Origin of the sequence: Clostridium sp. HGF2 (genome assembly GCF_964240115.1) — a bacterium.
Taxonomy (GTDB): Bacteria; Bacillota_I; Bacilli_A; order Erysipelotrichales; family Erysipelotrichaceae; genus Clostridium_AQ; species Clostridium_AQ innocuum.
In genome coordinates, this window is sequence record NZ_CAXSSO010000008.1 from 147,232 (window position 1) to 164,416 (window position 17,185).

Consider the following 17,185-nt stretch of genomic DNA (forward strand, 5'->3'; position numbering starts at 1 on the left):
AGCGTAGGCGGTGTTTGAACATGGCCGGTGCCTGTTGGACGGCTCCGGTTAGGGCAGAGAGTGAAAGGGGAAGTGAAATGGATTCCTTTGCATATACGAGAAATTATGATAATATCGCTTTGTTTGACAAGCACACAAGACGCTTTACCTTCATACTGGGGGATGGGGGTATATATTCCTATGATGCTATAAAAAAAGCAAGAAAGTCATTGGAATATGTGGGAACACTATTAGAAAATGCGTTTGCTAATATAGGCAGAATCGGGCCAGGAAATGCCTTTTCATCAGGTTCAGAAAAGGTGCAGGTACGTGTAAAGCTGTTTTTCACAGATGGTACTTTCACATATGGGTATGTATCTAAAGAAACAGTACAAAAGGGCTCTTTACAATACCATAAAGAAATTGCAAAAGCTGAAAAGGTCGTAAAGGTACTGAATACCATCGCTCGTAAAAACCGCAAAGAGGATGCCAATCAGGATTTTCTAATCAAAATAAGGAGAATAAAATAACCTTGGTATTCATGCAGCTTGCTGCTGTATGTGGAATGAGTAAGGGATAGAAAAGATTTCAAATGCTGTCCGGCTATCCTCGGTCACATTCGAAATCTTTTTCTTTACCAGTAATTCAGAAAGAAGCAGTAATTCTCATCCAGACTGTAATACTCAAATTCCTGCGGATTGTAGCCTGCGCTCTGGAAGAGGTCAAAGATATGCTGGGAGCGGAGCAGCTGCTTGACCTGCTCATATGTCTGCCTGCTGTCACACTTGATGGCCAGGCAGGGATCGGGATTGTTGATATTGGAGGCAATGATCGCGATGATCTGATTTTCATCATAGCCCTTCAGATACGCATCTCTTTGATAAAAGAAGCTGTCCTTATATGCAGCTGTCTGCTTGATTTCCTGCTGTGGGGCATAGATGTTTTCTACCTCCGCACTGGTCATTGCAAAATAGGCATAGCGGTAATTGTTATAGCTTTTCTCAATCTTGATATCACCAAAGGTGGGGTCCAGATAATACCACTGCTTATCCATCTGCACCATATTGATGACATGATATTCCTCCGGGTTTTCAATGACCTGTACCAAAATAATCGCATTGGGGATATGCAGCTGATCCAGCAGATATCTGAAGCTTTTGGAATACCCGGCACAGACTGCCTTTTTATCCAGAAATACACTGAGCATATTCTGATTGTTTTCTTCCTTGTTTACATAATCACTGCGATCGATGATCCAGTCATACAGAAGCTTCACTCTTTCGTAATCAGTCTGCGTTGCTTCCGCTTTCTGTAATATCTCGGCAGCGACGGCATCCACCTGCTTTTGCAGGTTTGCTGTTTCCTCCTGATCGTATGCATAGGAGGGATACAGTGTTACACTTTCCTTATCATCGGATTCTTTGTAATTGTATTCGTAGTTCGACCAGAACAGCTCGGGATGATCGAAGGTAACGGCATCAAAGAGCTTCATGACATAGGGCATACTGCAATCCAGCAGTACAGAGGATTCATGATGCAGCAGAGCACCGTAGAGCCGGTCATAATCATCCTGCAGATTTTCATGCAGCAGGGAGCGCTGGTATTTGTAGCAGGTATCCTCATTGATTGCCTTGCTGTTTTGAATGGATGTCTGCTTCAATTCAACAGCAGGATCCTTCTGCTCTTTCTCTTCCGCCTTCTGCGTGGCACTGCAGCCCAACAAGATAAGGGAAGTCAGCAAGATTATGCCATAGCGTTTCATATAATCCTTCCTTTCCCATCTATACTATCATAGCATGAAATGAAAAAAAACAGAACCTCTGTCCTGTTTCTTATGCAGCAATAGCGTTGATTGCTTTAGCCAAACGTGATTTCTGTCTTGTTGCGTAGTTTTTGTGGTGAATACCCTTCGCAACAGCTTTATCTAATTTAGAACTTGCTTCGTTGTAAGCAGCAGCTGCGGCAGCTGCGTCTTTTGCGTCAACAGCAGCCAGAACTTTTTTGATGGAAGTTCTCAATGCAGATTTCTGAGCACTTACAGCCAAGTTTCTTTTGTTGTTGGTTTTTACACGTTTTTTCTGTGATTGGATCTGTGGCATGTTGCACCTCCTAGTTTTCAATTGCCAATAAATTATATCAAAAAGAATATGAAAATGCAATAATAAGGTGAAAAAAAACCATACTATGGAAGAGGTGTATAAAAATGGCAGAACCATATCAGATACGTAGTGATTTTGCGGATGAAATCATATCCGCAGATATCCAGTCAAAAACCTATGAGCATATCGAAAAAAAGAATGATTACATTCGCAGCAATTATATTAAGGTCCTTTGTGATGAAAATGAGCTGGGCAAGCATAAGGGGGATTATGTTTCCATTGAATGTCGTGATCTGGATGATCATGTCGTCCGGGAAAATATGATTGATGCAATTCAGGAGAATCTGCAGCATATGAGTGATAACATGCATGTGACGCTGAAAAAAATTCTTGTGGTTGGATTGGGAAACCGCTTCATTACCTCGGATGCACTGGGGCCGCAGGCGGCAAATGAAATCCTGGTGACCGCCCACCTCTATGAGCATGAGGACCCTGCCTATTTAAAGGGAACACGCAATGTTGCGGTGCTGCAGCCGGGTGTTATGGGACAGACCGGTCTGGAGTCGCTGTCTATTGTCCAAAGCGTTGCGCAAAGCTATCAGCCGGATCTGGTCATTGCCATAGATGCACTGGCTACCCGTAATATCGCAAGGATCAACCGCGTCGTTCAAATCAACAATACCGGTATTCAGCCGGGAAGCGGTGTCGGAAATCACCGGATGTCACTCTGTGAGAAAAGTCTGCATATTCCCGTCATCGCTATCGGCGTGGCAACGGTTACCAGCATCGGTGCCATCTTGCATGAAACCCTCGAGGTCAGCGGAGAGGAAAAACAAAATATTCTGCAAAAGATACAGGACAGCAATTATCTGAATCTTGTCGTAACGCCAAAATCCATGGATGATGAATTGAAGCATCTGGTCTATATCGTTTCCGAAAGTCTGAATCGCTTCCTGCATCCCAACTATGAACAGCTGTAATGTCGGATTTTGTCACCCATAGTTTAACATGAAAGCACGCCCGGCCACATATGGTGGTAGAGAAGGGAGTGCTTTTTTCTATGAAATCTACATGTAAGCTTCTCGTTAAAGTATTCGTACTGATTGCCTTTCTCTATCTGACACCGTTTGCCAGCGGTTTGAAGCACTGCTTTCGCAATGCGGATGATCTTTTGAATAATTTTGTTTATAAGCAGAAGACGATCAACAGCTCCCTTTCACTGAAGGATTCCTTAAATGTGTTGTCCTACAATTCCAATTTGACGATTCCTAAGGAGGACATCAGTGAGGTGGAAACGACACAGGATAATCCGAGTGTTGTGCCGAAGACGACAGACGAGCAAAAGGATACCTCACAAAGCAAGGATGACGGTAAGAACAATAAGGCTGAAAACAGTGACAAGAAAACGGAAGAAAAATCCGAGGATAAAAAAGTAAAGAGTATCGGAAAACGGGTATATATCTACGACACCCACCAGGATGAAAGCTATAAGGGTGGCAAAACGGTGCTGGATGCTGCGGCAATTCTGGCGCAGAAGCTGGAGGACCGCGGCATTAAGGTGGTTCTGGAAACCAATGATTTCATCCGTTACCGTGATACGCATGGACTGACGTATAATGAATCCTATGTGGTATCCTATAAATATCTAAACGAAGCGCTTGTGAATTACGGCGGCTTTGATATGTGTCTGGATCTGCATCGTGACAGCATTCCAAGGGAAGCGAGCTATATCAATATCGATGGTAAGAATTATGCCAAGGGGATGTTTGTTGTCGGTGGTCTTGGGAAAAATGCCAAGACGGCAACCAAGCTGTCCACGACATTAACTGACACGATCAATGCAAAGAAGAATGGTATCATGAAGGGGGTCATGACAAGGGAGGCCTATTATAATCAGGAGGTTGCCAAAAATATTGTATTGATGGAGCTTGGCGGTGATGTAAACACCTTCGAGGAGGTTTCAAACTCCCTGGATGTTATCGCAGACGGTATTCATGATGTACTGACAAAGGAGTGATTTTATATGAAGCGATTTCTGGCGGATGCCATTCTGATTTGTATTCTTGTATCGATCGGCTCCTATATCAATCAGCAGGGGTCAGATGATACGCGAAATCTCGTTCAGGAGCAGGTGGAGAGCTTTGAATCGGATGTTGCGCAGAATCGAGTTGTGAAAGCACAGAACGATCCGGTCGCATTAAAGGATATTGAGGAAAACCGCGCTTCCCAGCTTGCGAAGAGCAGCAGTGAGGCAATTGTATCCACAATGAAGGGATGCGTACAGATGTTTTCCGATGTATTCGATGGACTGTTGCATTAGCTGTCATACCCAAGAGGAAGACAGTTTGTTAAAGTAGATGCAAACGAACGCACAACATGTTATAATGCCTACTGAGGTGATTAGCTTGGATAATAAACAAATACGAATTCTGTTCATGGGCACGCCGGAAATTGCCGTGTCTATGTTGGAACGGCTGTGGAGTGACGGCTATCGGATCATCGGTGTTGTCAGTCAGCCGGATAAAAAGGTAGGAAGAAAGCAGGTGCTGCAGATGCCGCCGGTAAAGCAGGCAGCTTTGGCACATGATATCGCCGTGTATCAGCCAATCCGAATACGGGATGATTATGAGGAGCTGATGCAGCTGGATATCGATTTGATTGTAACCTGTGCATATGGGCAGTTCATCCCTTCGAAGCTGCTGGAGCATCCGACCTATGGCTCAGTCAATGTGCATGCATCGCTGCTGCCAAAGCTGAGAGGCGGGGCACCGATTCATAAGGCAATCATCGAAGGGCATGCGGAAAGCGGTGTATCCATCATGCGCATGGTGAAGAAAATGGATGCCGGTGCTGTCATGGCGCAAAGTCATGTGACGATTGAAGATGAGGATACGATGGGGTCCTTGTATGATAAGCTGGCCGTTTCCGGTGCACAGCTGTTGAGTGAAAGCATTCCGAAAATCATTGACGGAAGTGCTGTCTTCGTGGAACAAAACGAAGCGGAAGCAACGTTTGCCTACACCATTCAAAAGGAAGAGGAGCATGTTGATTTCAGGAGAGATGTAGAAAGCGTCTATAATCATATCCGTGGTCTGATTCCTGCACCCTGTGCCTATGCGCTTGTAAATGGCAAAAAGCTGAAATTCCATAAGGTGCGCAGACTGAGCAAAAAGGGAAGTGCCGCCTGCGGAGAAATCATCGGTATGGTGGACGGCGGTTATGCGATTGCCTGTGCCGACGGACTGATTCTGGCAGATGAGCTGCAGCTGGAAGGAAAAGCGAAGATGGAGGCAAAGGTCTTCTTTAACGGCAGCGGGAAAAATCTGATTGGCTGTATCGTGGAATAATGAAATAGAAAAAGAAGGTGTCCGGTGGGATGCCTTCTTTTGTGGGTAATCACATTATTATTTAGCTGTTTTATTTTCTTCCCATTCCATAATCTGAAAGGGCTGAACCTTCAAAAAGGTGCAAACCTTATCTAGTGTCTCCGTTGTGACAATTTGATGGTTGCTCAATTTACTGATGGTGGCATTGGAAATTCCTGCGCCCTCCTTCAATTCAGTTTTGTTTATATCTTTCCTGTTACAATAGTCCCAAAGCTTATAATAAGTAATCATATGCAATCCTCCGATAGAGATATGATAATATGATTCACTAATAACAGCTGTATATTCTCTGCTAACACGATAAAATAAATGTGATAGCAGAAAGCGATGATAATGATGACAGATAAGTGTAGGGGCAATATCAGAGGAATGAATCGAGATTATATGAATAAAATAGAATTGTTGAATTTCTATGATGAATTAACAGACGAACAGAAACAGAGCTTTATGATGCTGATGGATACTCTGGGAGTACTTTGCGAAAAGCGTAGCAGAGAAGACAATATCTCGGTACGTGAAAGTATGCTGTAACATGACTGTATTCTGTTGTTAGTAAAGCAATAAAACAAAGGGTTATGTATCATATAACGGTTATGCTTTTTTATACAGTTGCTGAATAAAGAAAGGACCCGTCTCCTACAACGGGTCCTTCTTTGTTAGAAAAATTCTAACGTAAAAAGGCTCTCTCATCCTTTTCCACTAAACTTTAGCACTACTCCTTGAAAAGGTCAAGAGGAATTGCTCCCCACGTACTAAATTTGCTTTCCATCCCACAACTTTCCTGTTATAATAGTCCTTGCGTTAGGAGTGAGAGTATGGATCAGAAACACATAAGAAACTTTTCAATCATCGCCCATATTGATCATGGGAAATCAACTCTGGCCGATCGTATTCTTGAAATTACAGATACTGTTGAACAGCGGGAAATGAAGGAACAGCTGCTGGATACCATGGATTTGGAACGGGAGCGCGGCATCACGATCAAGCTGAATGCCGTACAGCTGAAATATAAAGCGGAGGATGGACAGGATTATATTTTCCATCTGATCGATACACCGGGACATGTCGATTTTACATATGAGGTATCCCGTTCGCTTGCGGCCTGTGAGGGAGCCGTTCTGGTTGTGGATGCGGCACAGGGCATCGAGGCACAGACACTGGCCAATGTCTATCTGGCTTTGGATAATGATTTGGAAATCATTCCGGTTATCAATAAAATTGATCTTCCCAGTGCACAGCCGGATGTTGTGCGCAAGGAAATCGAAGATGTAATCGGACTGGATGCCAGCGATGCACCGCTCATATCGGCGAAAAACGGCTTGAACATCAAGGATGTGCTGGAAGCGGTCGTACGCAATGTGCCGGCACCGTCCGGAGATCCGCATGCACCGCTGCAGGCACTGGTGTTTGACTCATTGTATGATGCTTACCGTGGTGTTATTGCCTATGTTCGTGTTAAGGAAGGAACCCTGCGGGTTGGTGATCATATCCGGTTTATGGCCAGCGGGGCGGAATACGAAGTGCTGGAGGTAGGTATTCGCAATCCGAAGGAAGTCAAGAAGGATGTGCTGGAATGCGGCGAGGTAGGCTGGGTTTGCGGCTCTATTAAATCCATTAAGGATGTGCGTGTCGGAGATACCATCACCCATGCGGATCATCCCGCAAAAGAAGCGCTGTATGGATATCGGGAAATGAATCCGATGGTGTACTGCGGTTTATATCCGATTGATTCCAGTAAATACAACGATTTGCGGGATGCTTTGGAAAAGCTGCAGCTGAATGATGCCTCCTTGCAGTTTGAAGCAGAAACCTCGCAGGCACTGGGCTTTGGATTTCGCTGCGGCTTTCTGGGACTGCTGCATATGGATGTCATTCAGGAGCGCATCGAGCGGGAATACCGCATTGATCTAATTGCGACGGCACCTTCCGTTGTCTACCATGCATATCTGACGGACGGCTCCGTACTGTCCATTGATAATCCATCTCTGCTTCCGGATGTGCAGAAAATCGATCATATCGAGGAACCGTTTGTCCGTGCCAGCATTATGACGCCGAATGATTATGTCGGACCGATCATGGAGCTGTGTCAGCGCAAGCGTGGAAATTATAAGGATATGGTCTATATTGATGAGGGGCGTATGAATGTGATCTATGAGCTTCCGCTGGGAGAAATCGTGTTTGATTTCTTCGATAAGCTGAAATCCTGCACAAAGGGATATGCGTCTTTGGATTATGAGCTGATCGGTTATCAGACGAATAAGCTTGCCAAGATGGATATTCTGTTAAACGGGGAAATCGTAGATGCCTTAAGCAGTATTGTACATCGGGAGTTTGCTTATCCAAGAGGACGTGCCATTTGTGAAAAGCTGAAGAAGCTGATTCCAAAGCAGCAGTTTGAAATTCCGATTCAGGCTGCTATCAATGGAAAAATCGTCGCACGTGCAGATATTAAATCCTTGCGAAAAAACGTGCTGGCGAAATGCTATGGAGGGGATATCTCCCGTAAGAAAAAGCTTTTGGAGAAGCAGAAGGAAGGAAAGAAGCGCATGAAGTCCGTCGGTAGTGTGGAGGTGCCGCAGGAAGCCTTCATGGCGGTGCTATCCATGGACGATGATGATAAATAAACAGGTCGAAAATGATCTGTTTTTTTCTGCTTTTGTCGATTGCTTCCAGCTGCCTGCAAATCCGTGCTACACTGTTGACGAGGTGAACATATGTTTGAAGAAACCAGGAAGTATACAGAGGAAATCTATGTCAGCAAAGAGGAGCTGGCACAAAGGCTTGATTTAACAGGAGTTGTGCTGGATGCGGTATGGAAGCAGGTGGAGGATTACCGTGCACTGCTTCGCCGCAGCTTCTGCTTTGATGATCTGCATGCGGATATCGTTATGACAAGAGCCCTGTGTGCGAAGCTGCAGCAGACAACAGAGCTGCTGTATCGCTGTCCATTGCAGCGCCCCTTTTCTGCGGCTGTTCAAAAAAGCGTCCTGCTTGCAGGGAATTATCCGCATTGGCTGTATAAGGCAGGCGAGCTGTTGGCGCTTGCACCGCTGCCGCATAGGCTTGTGACATTTCTGGAGCAGGAGGAGGAGCCGCTGTTGCTGCGTATCTTTTTTCTATCCATGTTTACAGGAGAGAGCGCCTATCTGGACTGCCTGCTGGTACATGAGCGCTGTCATGCACCGTTTGCTTTAGCGATGGAGGAACAGCCAAACAGAACAGCTGCAGGAGATCTGAGTGTACGCTTTCTGGCTTTTCTGGATGATATCCGCTTGCAAATTTCACGATCCATGCTATCATTAACGGAAACGGATGTCACCGCCTGTCAGACGATGCAGCTACAGGAGCTGCTGGAGCAGTATCCGATGCTCAGTGAACAGCAGCTGATGTTCTATGTCGATCATCGACAGCCATACCGCTATTACACCATACGGCAGTTTATGGAATATGCTGGCGTGTGTAATGAAACAGCGCGCTGTGCCATGGAGCTTCTGGTGAAGCAGCACTGCTATCAGCGGCGGAAAATCGGTAAAAAATACGTATATTATACGGTTTAGGAGGTTTGTATGAAAGCTGTTTATGTCCATGTGCCCTTTTGCAGAGATATCTGCGCCTATTGTGATTTTACCCGGTGCCGCTATCATGCGGGACTTGCGGACCAGTGGCTGATTGCTGTAAAGCGGGAGCTGCAGGAAAAGCTTGCGCAGGTTTCGGTAGAAACAGTGTATATCGGAGGTGGAACCCCGAGTGCATTAAACAGCAGACAGCTGGAGCAGCTGCTGAAGCTGCTCGCCCCATATACGACACAGGTACAGGAATATACGGTGGAAGCGAATGTGGAATCACTGGAGGATGATAAAATAGAGCTGCTGAAGCGATATGGCGTCAACCGTATTTCACTGGGCGTGCAAACTCTGCAGCCCGTCCTTCTGTCCATCATCGGGCGAAGGCATACAAGAGAAGAAGTGGTGGAGCGGATTCGGCAGCTGCACCAGTATGGTATTCATAATATATCCATTGATCTCATATATGGTCTTCCACAGCAGACGATGGAGATGTGGCAGGACGATTTGCAGGACATTGTACAGCATTTTCAGATATCTCATATTTCGCTGTATGCCCTTACCATCGAGGAGCATTCTCAGTTCGGGCGTGACGGTGTAGAGAATATCGATGCGGATGTGGAAACGGATATGTATCTGTATGCAGTGTCCTATCTGAAAAAGCATGGCTTTATACAATATGAAATCAGCAATTTCGCAAAGCCGAACGCAGCATCCCTGCACAATCAGATGTACTGGAACTATGAGGATTTCTGTGGAATCGGATGCGGTGCCAGCGGAAAGAGCGGACATATCCGCTATGATAACACCCGCAATCTGCATACCTATCTGCAAAAGGGCAGCTGTCCGGATATCATTGAGCTGAGCAGACAGGATGAAATGTTTGAGATGCTGATGATGGCGCTAAGGATGAAGAAGGGGATGAGCCTCTCTCTGTTTCGGGAACGCTTTGCGGCTGATTTTGAAACAATCTATTCTGCACCGCTTCAAAAGAATATCGCAAATGGCATGCTGCAAGTGAAGGATGATCATGTTCGTACAACGGAAGAGGGCATGCTGCTGCTCCATGATGTACTTGTTGAATTTTTATCGGAGGAAACGTTATGAAGGAAGCGGAACGCAAACGAAAAATACTCTACCATCAGCATCTGACCTCACGCTGTGATGCACAAACAGCTGCACGGGATGTGTTGGCGCTGCAGGCGCAGTTTCTGCGGCATGCACAAATGTCACTGCGCCTCAGAACAAGGGATGATTCATGGAAGCAATGGGTCAAGCAGAGTGTGAAAACACGCGCCTTTCGCGGAACGCTGCATCTGCTGGATGCGGAAGACCGCCTGCTGATCACCTCGGCTCTGTGGAAGGATTATGAGCATCGCAAGTACTATATGGCCCGCTATTATACACCGCAGGAGGAACAGCTTTTCTGCAATGCGATCCTTGATCTGCTGCAGCAGGGCATCTGCGGACGCCGCAAAATTTATACAAGGCTGGTTGCGATGGGGCTGGATGAAAAGCTGTGTGAGCTGGCCTGCTCCAGCTGGGACGGCCTGTTTGCTGTCCTGAATATTCAGGGAAAGGTGATGTTTCAGCATGCGGCATCACGGGAATTTGCCTATGCTCCGATATCACTGCGAAGCGATCTGGATGCCTGCCGCAAAGAGCTTGTATACCGGTATCTGAAGGGCTATGGTCCGGTAACGCTGCGGGATGCCAGTTATTTCTTCGGCTGGAAAAAGAAAGAGCTGGAGGCTGTATTGCAAAAGATCCATAATGTACAGATGAGTGATTGCAATGGATCTACCGTGTATGAGCTTCCTGAGGAAATCGACGCCTATCCCCGTATCCCCACCGCCGTGTTTCTCAGTGGCTTTGATCCGCTGATGCTGGGCTATGAAAAGCATGAAAACCCGTTTTTGCCGCAGCGCCATCTGCGCAGGGTGTTCAATCTGCAGGGAATCGTATATCCCTGCTTCCTGTATAAGGGAAATGTTGCAGGACGCTGGAAGCTGGAAAAGGAAACCCTGCAGCTACAGCCGTTTGAGGACTTTGATGCTCTGCAGAGGCAGCAGATCGAAAAAGCAGCGAAACGACTGCTTCAGCCTGCACGAATCATATGGGCGGATTTCTAAAAAATGCTTGCATCCAAGCAGTAACTGTGCTATGATAGCAAAGGTTTTATACTTGGTCTACGCGCAATATTCCTCAGCGGTTCACTCAGTATGGAACGAATAAGAAAACAGGAGGAAAGAACATGTTATTAAAAAGCGAAAAACAGGCGATTATGAAAGAGTATGCACGTTTCGAAGGAGACACAGGCTCTCCGGAGGTACAGGTAGCTGTATTGACTTACAGAATCAACCAGCTGACGGAGCACTTCAAGGAGCACAAGCACGATTACCACTCTCAGCGTGGTCTGATGAAGATGGTTGGTCGTCGTAGAAACCTGCTGGCATACCTGAAGAATAAAGATCTGAACCGTTACAAGGAACTGATTTCTCGTTTAGGACTGCGGAAGTAGTAAAAAAGCTCGAAAAGAGCTTTTTTTCTTTTATTGGCTTTTAAAATATGATATCATGGTAAAGATAAGAAAAATAGAGGTGAAGAACGTGGCGAAACAGGTATTTCGTTTAGATTTCTGTGGGCGTGGGCTCACAGTGGAAACTGGTGAAGTGGCAAAACAGGCAGGTGGAGCTGTCCTGGTCAGATATGATGACACCGTTGTATTATCAACAGCTACAGCCAGCAAGCAGGCGAAGGAAGGCATTGATTTCTTTCCGCTGACCGTTTTATTTGAAGAAAAGCTGTATTCAGTTGGTAAGATTCCCGGTGGATTTTTACGCAGAGAGGGAAGACCGAGCGAGCATGCGACGCTGACGGCCCGTATGATTGACCGTCCGATCCGTCCGTTGTTTGCGGACGGCTTCCGTAATGAGGTACAGGTTGTGAATACGGTATTATCCGTAGATCAGGACTGTACACCGGAAATGACCGCAATGTTTGGGGCATCCCTGGCACTGTGCGTTTCCGACATCCCGTTCAACGGTCCGATTGCCGGTGTAATGGTAGGACGCGTGGATGGCGAATACATCATCAACCCGACTCCGGAGCAGCTGGAGAAGAGTGATATCAACCTGACGGTTGCCGGTACAAAGTATGCCGTAAATATGGTAGAGTCCGGTGCGAAGGAAGTTAGCGAGGAAGCAATGCTGGGTGCTATCATGTTCGGTCATGAGCACATTAAGCAGCTGGTTGCCTTCCAGGAGGAAATCGCAGCAGCCGTTGGAAAAGAAAAGATGGAGGTTAAGCTGTATACCGTGGACGAGGACATCGACCGCGAGGTACGTGCACAGTTTGAACAGGCGATCCGTGATGCGGTATCCATCGAAAAGAAGCTGGAACGCTATGGCAAAATTGACGAGCTGACAGAGGAAGCTGTCGCTGTTTTTGATGCTAAGGAATATGAAAACGAAGCCGCAAAGGCAAAGGTGCTCAAGCAGGTAAAACAGATCTGCCACAGTATTGAGGCAGACGAGGTGCGCCGCTTGATCATTGAAGATAAAGTACGTCCGGACGGTCGTAAGATTGATGAAATCCGTCCGCTGGATTCCCAGGTTGACATCCTGCCAAGAGCACACGGCAGTGCGCTGTTTACCCGTGGGGAAACACAGGTGTTAAGCGTTACGACGCTGGGACCGATGAATGACAATCAGATCATTGATGATTTAACGGAAGTGGAAACAAAACGCTTCATGCATCACTATAACTTCCCGCCGTATTCCGTAGGGGAAACAGGACGTATGGGAAGCCCCGGCCGTCGTGAGATCGGTCATGGTGCACTGGGTGAGCGTGCACTGTCCCAGGTACTGCCGAGTGTTGAGGATTTCCCTTACACAATCCGTACGGTTGCTGAGGTAACCGAATCCAACGGTTCCTCCTCTCAGGCATCCATCTGTGCCGGAACCATGTCTTTGATGGCAGCCGGTGTTCCAATCAAGGCGCCGGTGGCTGGTATTGCCATGGGTCTGATCATGGATGAGGAAAATGGAAAGTATACCGTACTGACGGATATTCAGGGTATGGAGGATCACTTCGGTGATATGGACTTTAAGGTTGCCGGTACAAGCAAGGGTATCACGGCACTGCAGATGGATATCAAGGTGACAGGAATCACCAGAGAAGTATTTGAAGAAGCTCTGGCACAGGCGAAGGTTGCCCGTGCGCAGATTCTGGAAAATATGATGGCAGCCATCAGCGAACCGAGAGAAGATGTCGGAACCTATGCTCCGAAGATCGAGCAGTTCTATATCGATCCGGAAAAGATTCGTGAGGTTATCGGGCCAAACGGCAAGATGATCAACAAGATCATTGAGGCGAGCGATGATGTTAAAATCGATATTGAGGACGACGGACATGTGGTCATTTACCATATGGATCGTGCGGCAATCAATCATGCAGCGGATATGATCCGTGATATCGTACGGGAAGCCAAGGTCGGCGATATTTACGAGGGCAAGGTTGTCCGTATTGAAAAATTCGGTGCCTTTGTTAATCTGTTCCCGGGGACGGATGGACTGCTGCACATTTCCAAAATCAATCATGAGCGTGTCAATAAGGTGGAGGATGTATTAAACATCGGGGATACCGTTCGTGTCAAGGTTACGGAAATCGATGACCGCGGCCGTGTGAATGTCAGCGCCAAGGCACTGCTTCCTAGACCAAGAACGGAAAAGAAGGAAGAGGATGCGAAGCCTGCAGCTGCTGCGGAGGATAACAAAGAAGCATAAAATCATTACGGAGGCAATCCAGACGGACTGCCTCTTTTCTTATAAAATCACGAACGGTTTTTTCATACCTTGACCTTTTTAAACTGTTGGAATTTTTCTGGATTGCGGCGCTCGAAACTTTTATGAAAATTTATGAAAATAATCATAGGTATTCACATTCCTTTGTGGTAGAATATATGCATGAGGTGAATCGAATGAACTGGTTAACGGAATTGGAAACGTACAAGGATGCGTTTATCCAAGACCTGAGAGGTCTGATTGCCATTCCTTCTGTGCGGGATGACAAAACAAAGACAGCCAATGCACCGTTTGGGGCAGGCTGTAGAAAAGCACTGGATTATATGCTGGAACTTGGGAAAAGAGAAGGCTTTCAGATAAAGGATTACGACGGCTATGCCGGTGTGATTGCATATGGGGAAGGGGAAGAAAGCGTCGGTGTGCTGGCGCATTTGGACATTGTGCCGATCGGTGAAGGCTGGAGCAGAGATCCCTTTGGCGGTGACATCGTGAACGGCTACATGTTCGGACGCGGAACACTGGATGATAAAGGCCCTGCCATGGCCGGCTTTTATGCGCTTAAAATGCTGAAGGATAAGGGAATCAAGCTGAACCGCAAGGTCATGCTGATTCTGGGCTGTGATGAAGAAAGCGGCATGGAGTGCATGAATTACTATACAAAGCATGGTGAGCTTCCTACCCTGGGCTTTACACCGGATGCGGATTTCCCGGTTATCTATGGGGAAAAGGGCGGCTTGCATGTGGAACTGAGCGGAACGTGTGATACCGTAATTACAAGTATGCATGCGGGAGAGCGCAGCAATATCGTAATCGGACAGGCAAGTGCCCAGGTTAGGGACTGGAAGGAAGACTATCTGGATGCCTTTCTGTACTATTTACGGGCCTTTGATTTAAAAGGAAGCGTGGAAACTCTGGACAATGAGAGTGCTGTTCTGCATATGGAAGGGGTCTTTGCACATGCGGCTATGCCATACAACGGTGTAAATGCGGCATTGCATCTGTTAAACTTCATTGGCTGTACCTATGGTGATAAATTTGCACACGATACCTATACCATGCTGAAGGACTGGCAGGGAAAACCGCTGGGAATCGATATAGATGGTGCCTACATGGGCTTTTTGACCATGAATACCGGTATTGTAAACATTGAACATAACGAGGCAAGCATTGTCATTGACATCCGCTATCCAAACGATGCAGATCCAAAGCGTATCATGAAGGGCTTTACCGATACGGCGAAGAAGCTTGATTACGCACTGGATGTAACGCTGAAGAAAAACACGAAGCCGCTGTTTGTGGATCCGGATTCAAAGCTGGTCCAGACCTTGAGCAGTGTCTATCGGGATTACACCCATGATACCTTTACGCCGAATATGACAATCGGCGGTGGAACATATGCAAAGAAATTTGATAATTTTGTAGCATTTGGTCCAGAATTACCAAATAGGGAGCAGCCAAAGGATATGTTTATCGGCGGCTGCCACCAGAAGGATGAGGCAATACGGGTGGAAGATTTGTTAAGAGCGGTTGCCATCTATACCGCTGCCGTAGAGCAGCTTGCGAAATAATATGAGGAGTAAACGAATATGAGAATGCGAAAACTGCCCTGGGCCCAGGATTTTCTGAAAGAGCAGGAGGTTGTGGTTCCAGATGCGTCGGCACTTGCCGGAGCCTGGAAGCAGACCCTGAAGCGAGCAGAGCTGCATGTGGAAATCGGAACCGGCAAGGGGGATTACTGGGTGCAGATGGCACAGAAGTATCCGGATATTGCATGGGTCGGCGTTGAAAAAAACATCAATGTGGCTGCCCTGGCTGTACGCAAGTATACCCAGCTGGAACAGCAGCCGGACAACATGCTGTATATTCAGGGAGATGCCGAGGTGATCGACACCTGGTTTGCACAGGGAGAGGTCGATGTGATCCATTTGAATTTTTCCGATCCCTGGCCGAAAAAGCGCGCCCATAAAAAGCGCTTGTCCAATCATGCCTTCATTGCGCGCTATGCACACATTCTGAAGCCGGATGGCGAAATTCAGATGAAAACGGACAACAGTGCTCTGTTTGAATATTCGCTCATGGAATTTCAGGAGGAGGGCTGGCGGCTGAAGGAAGTCAGCGTTGACTATCGCCGCGAGGAGCATGCAGAGGATGTCATAACGGAATACGAACGGCGTTTTCTGGAAAAGGGACAACCGATCTATCGGGCGGTTTTTGTGAAGAACGGTAAGGAAAAGGATGCACCTTTCCCTGAGAAATAGGATAGAATACTAAAAAAGGAGCGATACTATGAAAGAATATATGACTGCAATACATTCCATGGAGGAATTTCAGGAGGCTGCCGCTAAAGGCGGTGTCAGCGTTTTTACATTTTCTGCGAACTGGTGTCCGGACTGCCGCTTTATTGAGCCTTTTATGCCGAAGCTGGTAGAGGCATTCAGCGACTACACGTTTTATTATGTGGACCGCGATGAAAATATCGATATCTGTCAGGCACTGATGGTAATGGGGATTCCAAGCTTTGTTGCCTACAAGGACGGTAAGGAAAGCGGCCGCTTTGTTTCCAAGCTGAGAAAAACTGAAAAAGAGATCAACGACTTTCTGGCTGCCCAGAAATAGCGAAAGGACGATGATGTATGTCAGTATTTAAAAAACTTGCAGGCCTTCTGTTTGAAGAAGCGGATGCCGAGGTTCTGGCAGAGGATGAACTGGAACCGATTGAAATCAAGGAAAAGCCAAAGAAAGCAACGGCTTCTCCTGTCGTAGAGGAAGAAAAAACGCATGTGCAGATGGAGTCTTATTTCAATCCGCATGCAGCCGCAGCGAAGGAGCCGAAAAAGGAAGAAAAGAAGTTTGTGACCATTGATCTGGAGGAAAAGCCGAAGGAGAAGGAAAAGGAAGCAATCGTTTTGAGTGAGGAGCCGCTGCGTGTGAAGAAGCCTGTGAAGCGCGAGGAGAAAAAGGAGTTTGAGTTTTCTCCAGTCATATCTCCGATTTTCGGTTCCAGTGAAGAGGAAAGCAAGCCGAAAAAGAAAAGTGCAGCCCCACTGCCGCAGCGCTCAAAGAAAAAAAATCCTTTAGGAACCATTATCTCACCATACTACGGTGTCGGCGAGCTGGAGGAATTTGAGGCAAAGGCACAGGAAAAAATCGAAGAAAAAGAAAAGCTGAAAAAGGAAGAGCTTCCACAGCAGGAGGTTGAAAAATACGACCTGGAGGAAGAAATCAACAGCGTTCCGCTTGAGGATATGATCGAGAAAACACCAGGTGAGGACGGCGATGATCTGATGCAGATTTCTCTGTTTGGAGAATCTACACCGATCAGCAGCGTTGATGATGCAAGCGATAAAGAGTAA

19 protein-coding genes are annotated in these 17,185 nt (G+C 46.7%); 16 read left to right on the forward strand and 3 right to left on the reverse strand.

Going from position 1 to position 17,185, the window contains the following annotated elements:
* Positions 1–20 precede the first annotated feature (20 nt).
* Entirely contained in the window at positions 21–509 is a 489-nt protein-coding gene (locus tag ACESPQ_RS14555) for a hypothetical protein (RefSeq protein WP_373144522.1), read from the forward strand.
* 104 nt (positions 510–613) lie between these two features.
* Here ACESPQ_RS14555 and ACESPQ_RS14560 read toward each other — a convergent pair whose 3' ends face one another.
* Positions 614–1,741, reverse strand: a complete 1,128-nt coding sequence (locus ACESPQ_RS14560) for a transglutaminase domain-containing protein (RefSeq protein WP_373144523.1) — start codon at positions 1,739–1,741, stop codon at positions 614–616.
* 70 nt (positions 1,742–1,811) lie between these two features.
* The gene (gene rpsT / locus ACESPQ_RS14565) at positions 1,812–2,078 is read right to left on the reverse strand and encodes a 30S ribosomal protein S20 (protein WP_002608941.1); all 267 of its coding nucleotides are present in this window, start codon (positions 2,076–2,078) and stop codon (positions 1,812–1,814) included.
* A 104-nt stretch (positions 2,079–2,182) separates the two neighbouring features.
* Between rpsT and gpr the strand changes: the two genes are divergently transcribed.
* From gpr to fmt, 4 genes are all read left to right on the forward strand, one after another.
* Complete coding sequence (gene gpr / locus ACESPQ_RS14570; RefSeq protein WP_257379245.1) at positions 2,183–3,058, forward strand: GPR endopeptidase; 876 nt, start codon at positions 2,183–2,185, stop codon at positions 3,056–3,058.
* 80 nt (positions 3,059–3,138) lie between these two features.
* A complete protein-coding gene (gene spoIIP / locus ACESPQ_RS14575; RefSeq protein ID WP_373144524.1) occupies positions 3,139–4,095 on the forward strand; it encodes a stage II sporulation protein P in 957 nt (318 codons plus the stop codon).
* Between the two features lie 6 nt (positions 4,096–4,101).
* Complete coding sequence (locus ACESPQ_RS14580) at positions 4,102–4,398, forward strand: hypothetical protein (protein WP_002608944.1); 297 nt, start codon at positions 4,102–4,104, stop codon at positions 4,396–4,398.
* Between the two features lie 76 nt (positions 4,399–4,474).
* A complete protein-coding gene (gene fmt, locus ACESPQ_RS14585; protein WP_257333488.1) occupies positions 4,475–5,425 on the forward strand; it encodes a methionyl-tRNA formyltransferase in 951 nt (316 codons plus the stop codon).
* A gap of 57 nt (positions 5,426–5,482) precedes the next feature.
* On the opposite strand, the gene ACESPQ_RS14590 is transcribed toward fmt, so the two are convergent.
* Positions 5,483–5,695, reverse strand: coding sequence for a helix-turn-helix domain-containing protein (locus ACESPQ_RS14590; protein ID WP_257333489.1), 213 nt, complete (start codon positions 5,693–5,695; stop codon positions 5,483–5,485).
* A 153-nt stretch (positions 5,696–5,848) separates the two neighbouring features.
* Between ACESPQ_RS14590 and ACESPQ_RS14595 the strand changes: the two genes are divergently transcribed.
* The 11 genes from ACESPQ_RS14595 (at position 5,849) to ACESPQ_RS14645 (ending at position 17,185) form a co-directional block, all read left to right on the forward strand.
* Complete coding sequence (locus ACESPQ_RS14595; protein ID WP_257333490.1) at positions 5,849–5,995, forward strand: hypothetical protein; 147 nt, start codon at positions 5,849–5,851, stop codon at positions 5,993–5,995.
* A 284-nt stretch (positions 5,996–6,279) separates the two neighbouring features.
* The gene (lepA, locus tag ACESPQ_RS14600) at positions 6,280–8,088 is read left to right on the forward strand and encodes a translation elongation factor 4 (protein ID WP_257333496.1); all 1,809 of its coding nucleotides are present in this window, start codon (positions 6,280–6,282) and stop codon (positions 8,086–8,088) included.
* A gap of 90 nt (positions 8,089–8,178) precedes the next feature.
* Positions 8,179–9,021 (forward strand): hypothetical protein, encoded by an 843-nt coding sequence (locus tag ACESPQ_RS14605; protein ID WP_373144525.1) that lies wholly within the window; start codon positions 8,179–8,181, stop codon positions 9,019–9,021.
* Positions 9,022–9,030: 9 nt separating this feature from the next.
* Entirely contained in the window at positions 9,031–10,134 is a 1,104-nt protein-coding gene (hemW, locus tag ACESPQ_RS14610) for a radical SAM family heme chaperone HemW (RefSeq protein WP_373144526.1), read from the forward strand.
* Complete coding sequence (locus tag ACESPQ_RS14615) at positions 10,131–11,159, forward strand: DNA glycosylase AlkZ-like family protein (RefSeq protein ID WP_009589033.1); 1,029 nt, start codon at positions 10,131–10,133, stop codon at positions 11,157–11,159. Before hemW ends, ACESPQ_RS14615 begins: the two co-directional genes overlap by 4 nt.
* A 122-nt stretch (positions 11,160–11,281) precedes the next feature.
* Positions 11,282–11,548 (forward strand): 30S ribosomal protein S15, encoded by a 267-nt coding sequence (gene rpsO, locus ACESPQ_RS14620; protein WP_002608951.1) that lies wholly within the window; start codon positions 11,282–11,284, stop codon positions 11,546–11,548.
* 88 nt (positions 11,549–11,636) lie between these two features.
* The gene (gene pnp / locus ACESPQ_RS14625) at positions 11,637–13,814 is read left to right on the forward strand and encodes a polyribonucleotide nucleotidyltransferase (protein ID WP_002608952.1); all 2,178 of its coding nucleotides are present in this window, start codon (positions 11,637–11,639) and stop codon (positions 13,812–13,814) included.
* A 194-nt stretch (positions 13,815–14,008) separates the two neighbouring features.
* Complete coding sequence (pepV, locus tag ACESPQ_RS14630; RefSeq protein ID WP_002608953.1) at positions 14,009–15,400, forward strand: dipeptidase PepV; 1,392 nt, start codon at positions 14,009–14,011, stop codon at positions 15,398–15,400.
* An 18-nt stretch (positions 15,401–15,418) separates the two neighbouring features.
* The gene (trmB, locus tag ACESPQ_RS14635) at positions 15,419–16,090 is read left to right on the forward strand and encodes a tRNA (guanosine(46)-N7)-methyltransferase TrmB (RefSeq protein WP_002608954.1); all 672 of its coding nucleotides are present in this window, start codon (positions 15,419–15,421) and stop codon (positions 16,088–16,090) included.
* 28 nt (positions 16,091–16,118) lie between these two features.
* Entirely contained in the window at positions 16,119–16,448 is a 330-nt protein-coding gene (locus tag ACESPQ_RS14640; protein WP_002608955.1) for a thioredoxin family protein, read from the forward strand.
* Positions 16,449–16,465: 17 nt separating this feature from the next.
* Entirely contained in the window at positions 16,466–17,185 is a 720-nt protein-coding gene (locus tag ACESPQ_RS14645; protein ID WP_044904842.1) for a hypothetical protein, read from the forward strand.

Coding starts and splice junctions, on each gene's coding strand:
- ACESPQ_RS14590 (WP_257333489.1), bottom strand. CDS start 5,695: ATGATTACTTATTATAAGCTTTGGGACTATTGTAACAGGAAAGATATA.
- spoIIP (WP_373144524.1), top strand. CDS start 3,139: ATGAAATCTACATGTAAGCTTCTCGTTAAAGTATTCGTACTGATTGCC.
- ACESPQ_RS14615 (WP_009589033.1), top strand. CDS start 10,131: ATGAAGGAAGCGGAACGCAAACGAAAAATACTCTACCATCAGCATCTG.
- ACESPQ_RS14560 (WP_373144523.1), bottom strand. CDS start 1,741: ATGAAACGCTATGGCATAATCTTGCTGACTTCCCTTATCTTGTTGGGC.
- ACESPQ_RS14605 (WP_373144525.1), top strand. CDS start 8,179: ATGTTTGAAGAAACCAGGAAGTATACAGAGGAAATCTATGTCAGCAAA.
- ACESPQ_RS14555 (WP_373144522.1), top strand. CDS start 21: ATGGCCGGTGCCTGTTGGACGGCTCCGGTTAGGGCAGAGAGTGAAAGG.
- trmB (WP_002608954.1), top strand. CDS start 15,419: ATGAGAATGCGAAAACTGCCCTGGGCCCAGGATTTTCTGAAAGAGCAG.
- lepA (WP_257333496.1), top strand. CDS start 6,280: ATGGATCAGAAACACATAAGAAACTTTTCAATCATCGCCCATATTGAT.
- ACESPQ_RS14580 (WP_002608944.1), top strand. CDS start 4,102: ATGAAGCGATTTCTGGCGGATGCCATTCTGATTTGTATTCTTGTATCG.
- ACESPQ_RS14640 (WP_002608955.1), top strand. CDS start 16,119: ATGAAAGAATATATGACTGCAATACATTCCATGGAGGAATTTCAGGAG.
- ACESPQ_RS14595 (WP_257333490.1), top strand. CDS start 5,849: ATGAATAAAATAGAATTGTTGAATTTCTATGATGAATTAACAGACGAA.
- pepV (WP_002608953.1), top strand. CDS start 14,009: ATGAACTGGTTAACGGAATTGGAAACGTACAAGGATGCGTTTATCCAA.
- gpr (WP_257379245.1), top strand. CDS start 2,183: ATGGCAGAACCATATCAGATACGTAGTGATTTTGCGGATGAAATCATA.
- rpsO (WP_002608951.1), top strand. CDS start 11,282: ATGTTATTAAAAAGCGAAAAACAGGCGATTATGAAAGAGTATGCACGT.
- ACESPQ_RS14645 (WP_044904842.1), top strand. CDS start 16,466: ATGTCAGTATTTAAAAAACTTGCAGGCCTTCTGTTTGAAGAAGCGGAT.
- hemW (WP_373144526.1), top strand. CDS start 9,031: ATGAAAGCTGTTTATGTCCATGTGCCCTTTTGCAGAGATATCTGCGCC.
- rpsT (WP_002608941.1), bottom strand. CDS start 2,078: ATGCCACAGATCCAATCACAGAAAAAACGTGTAAAAACCAACAACAAA.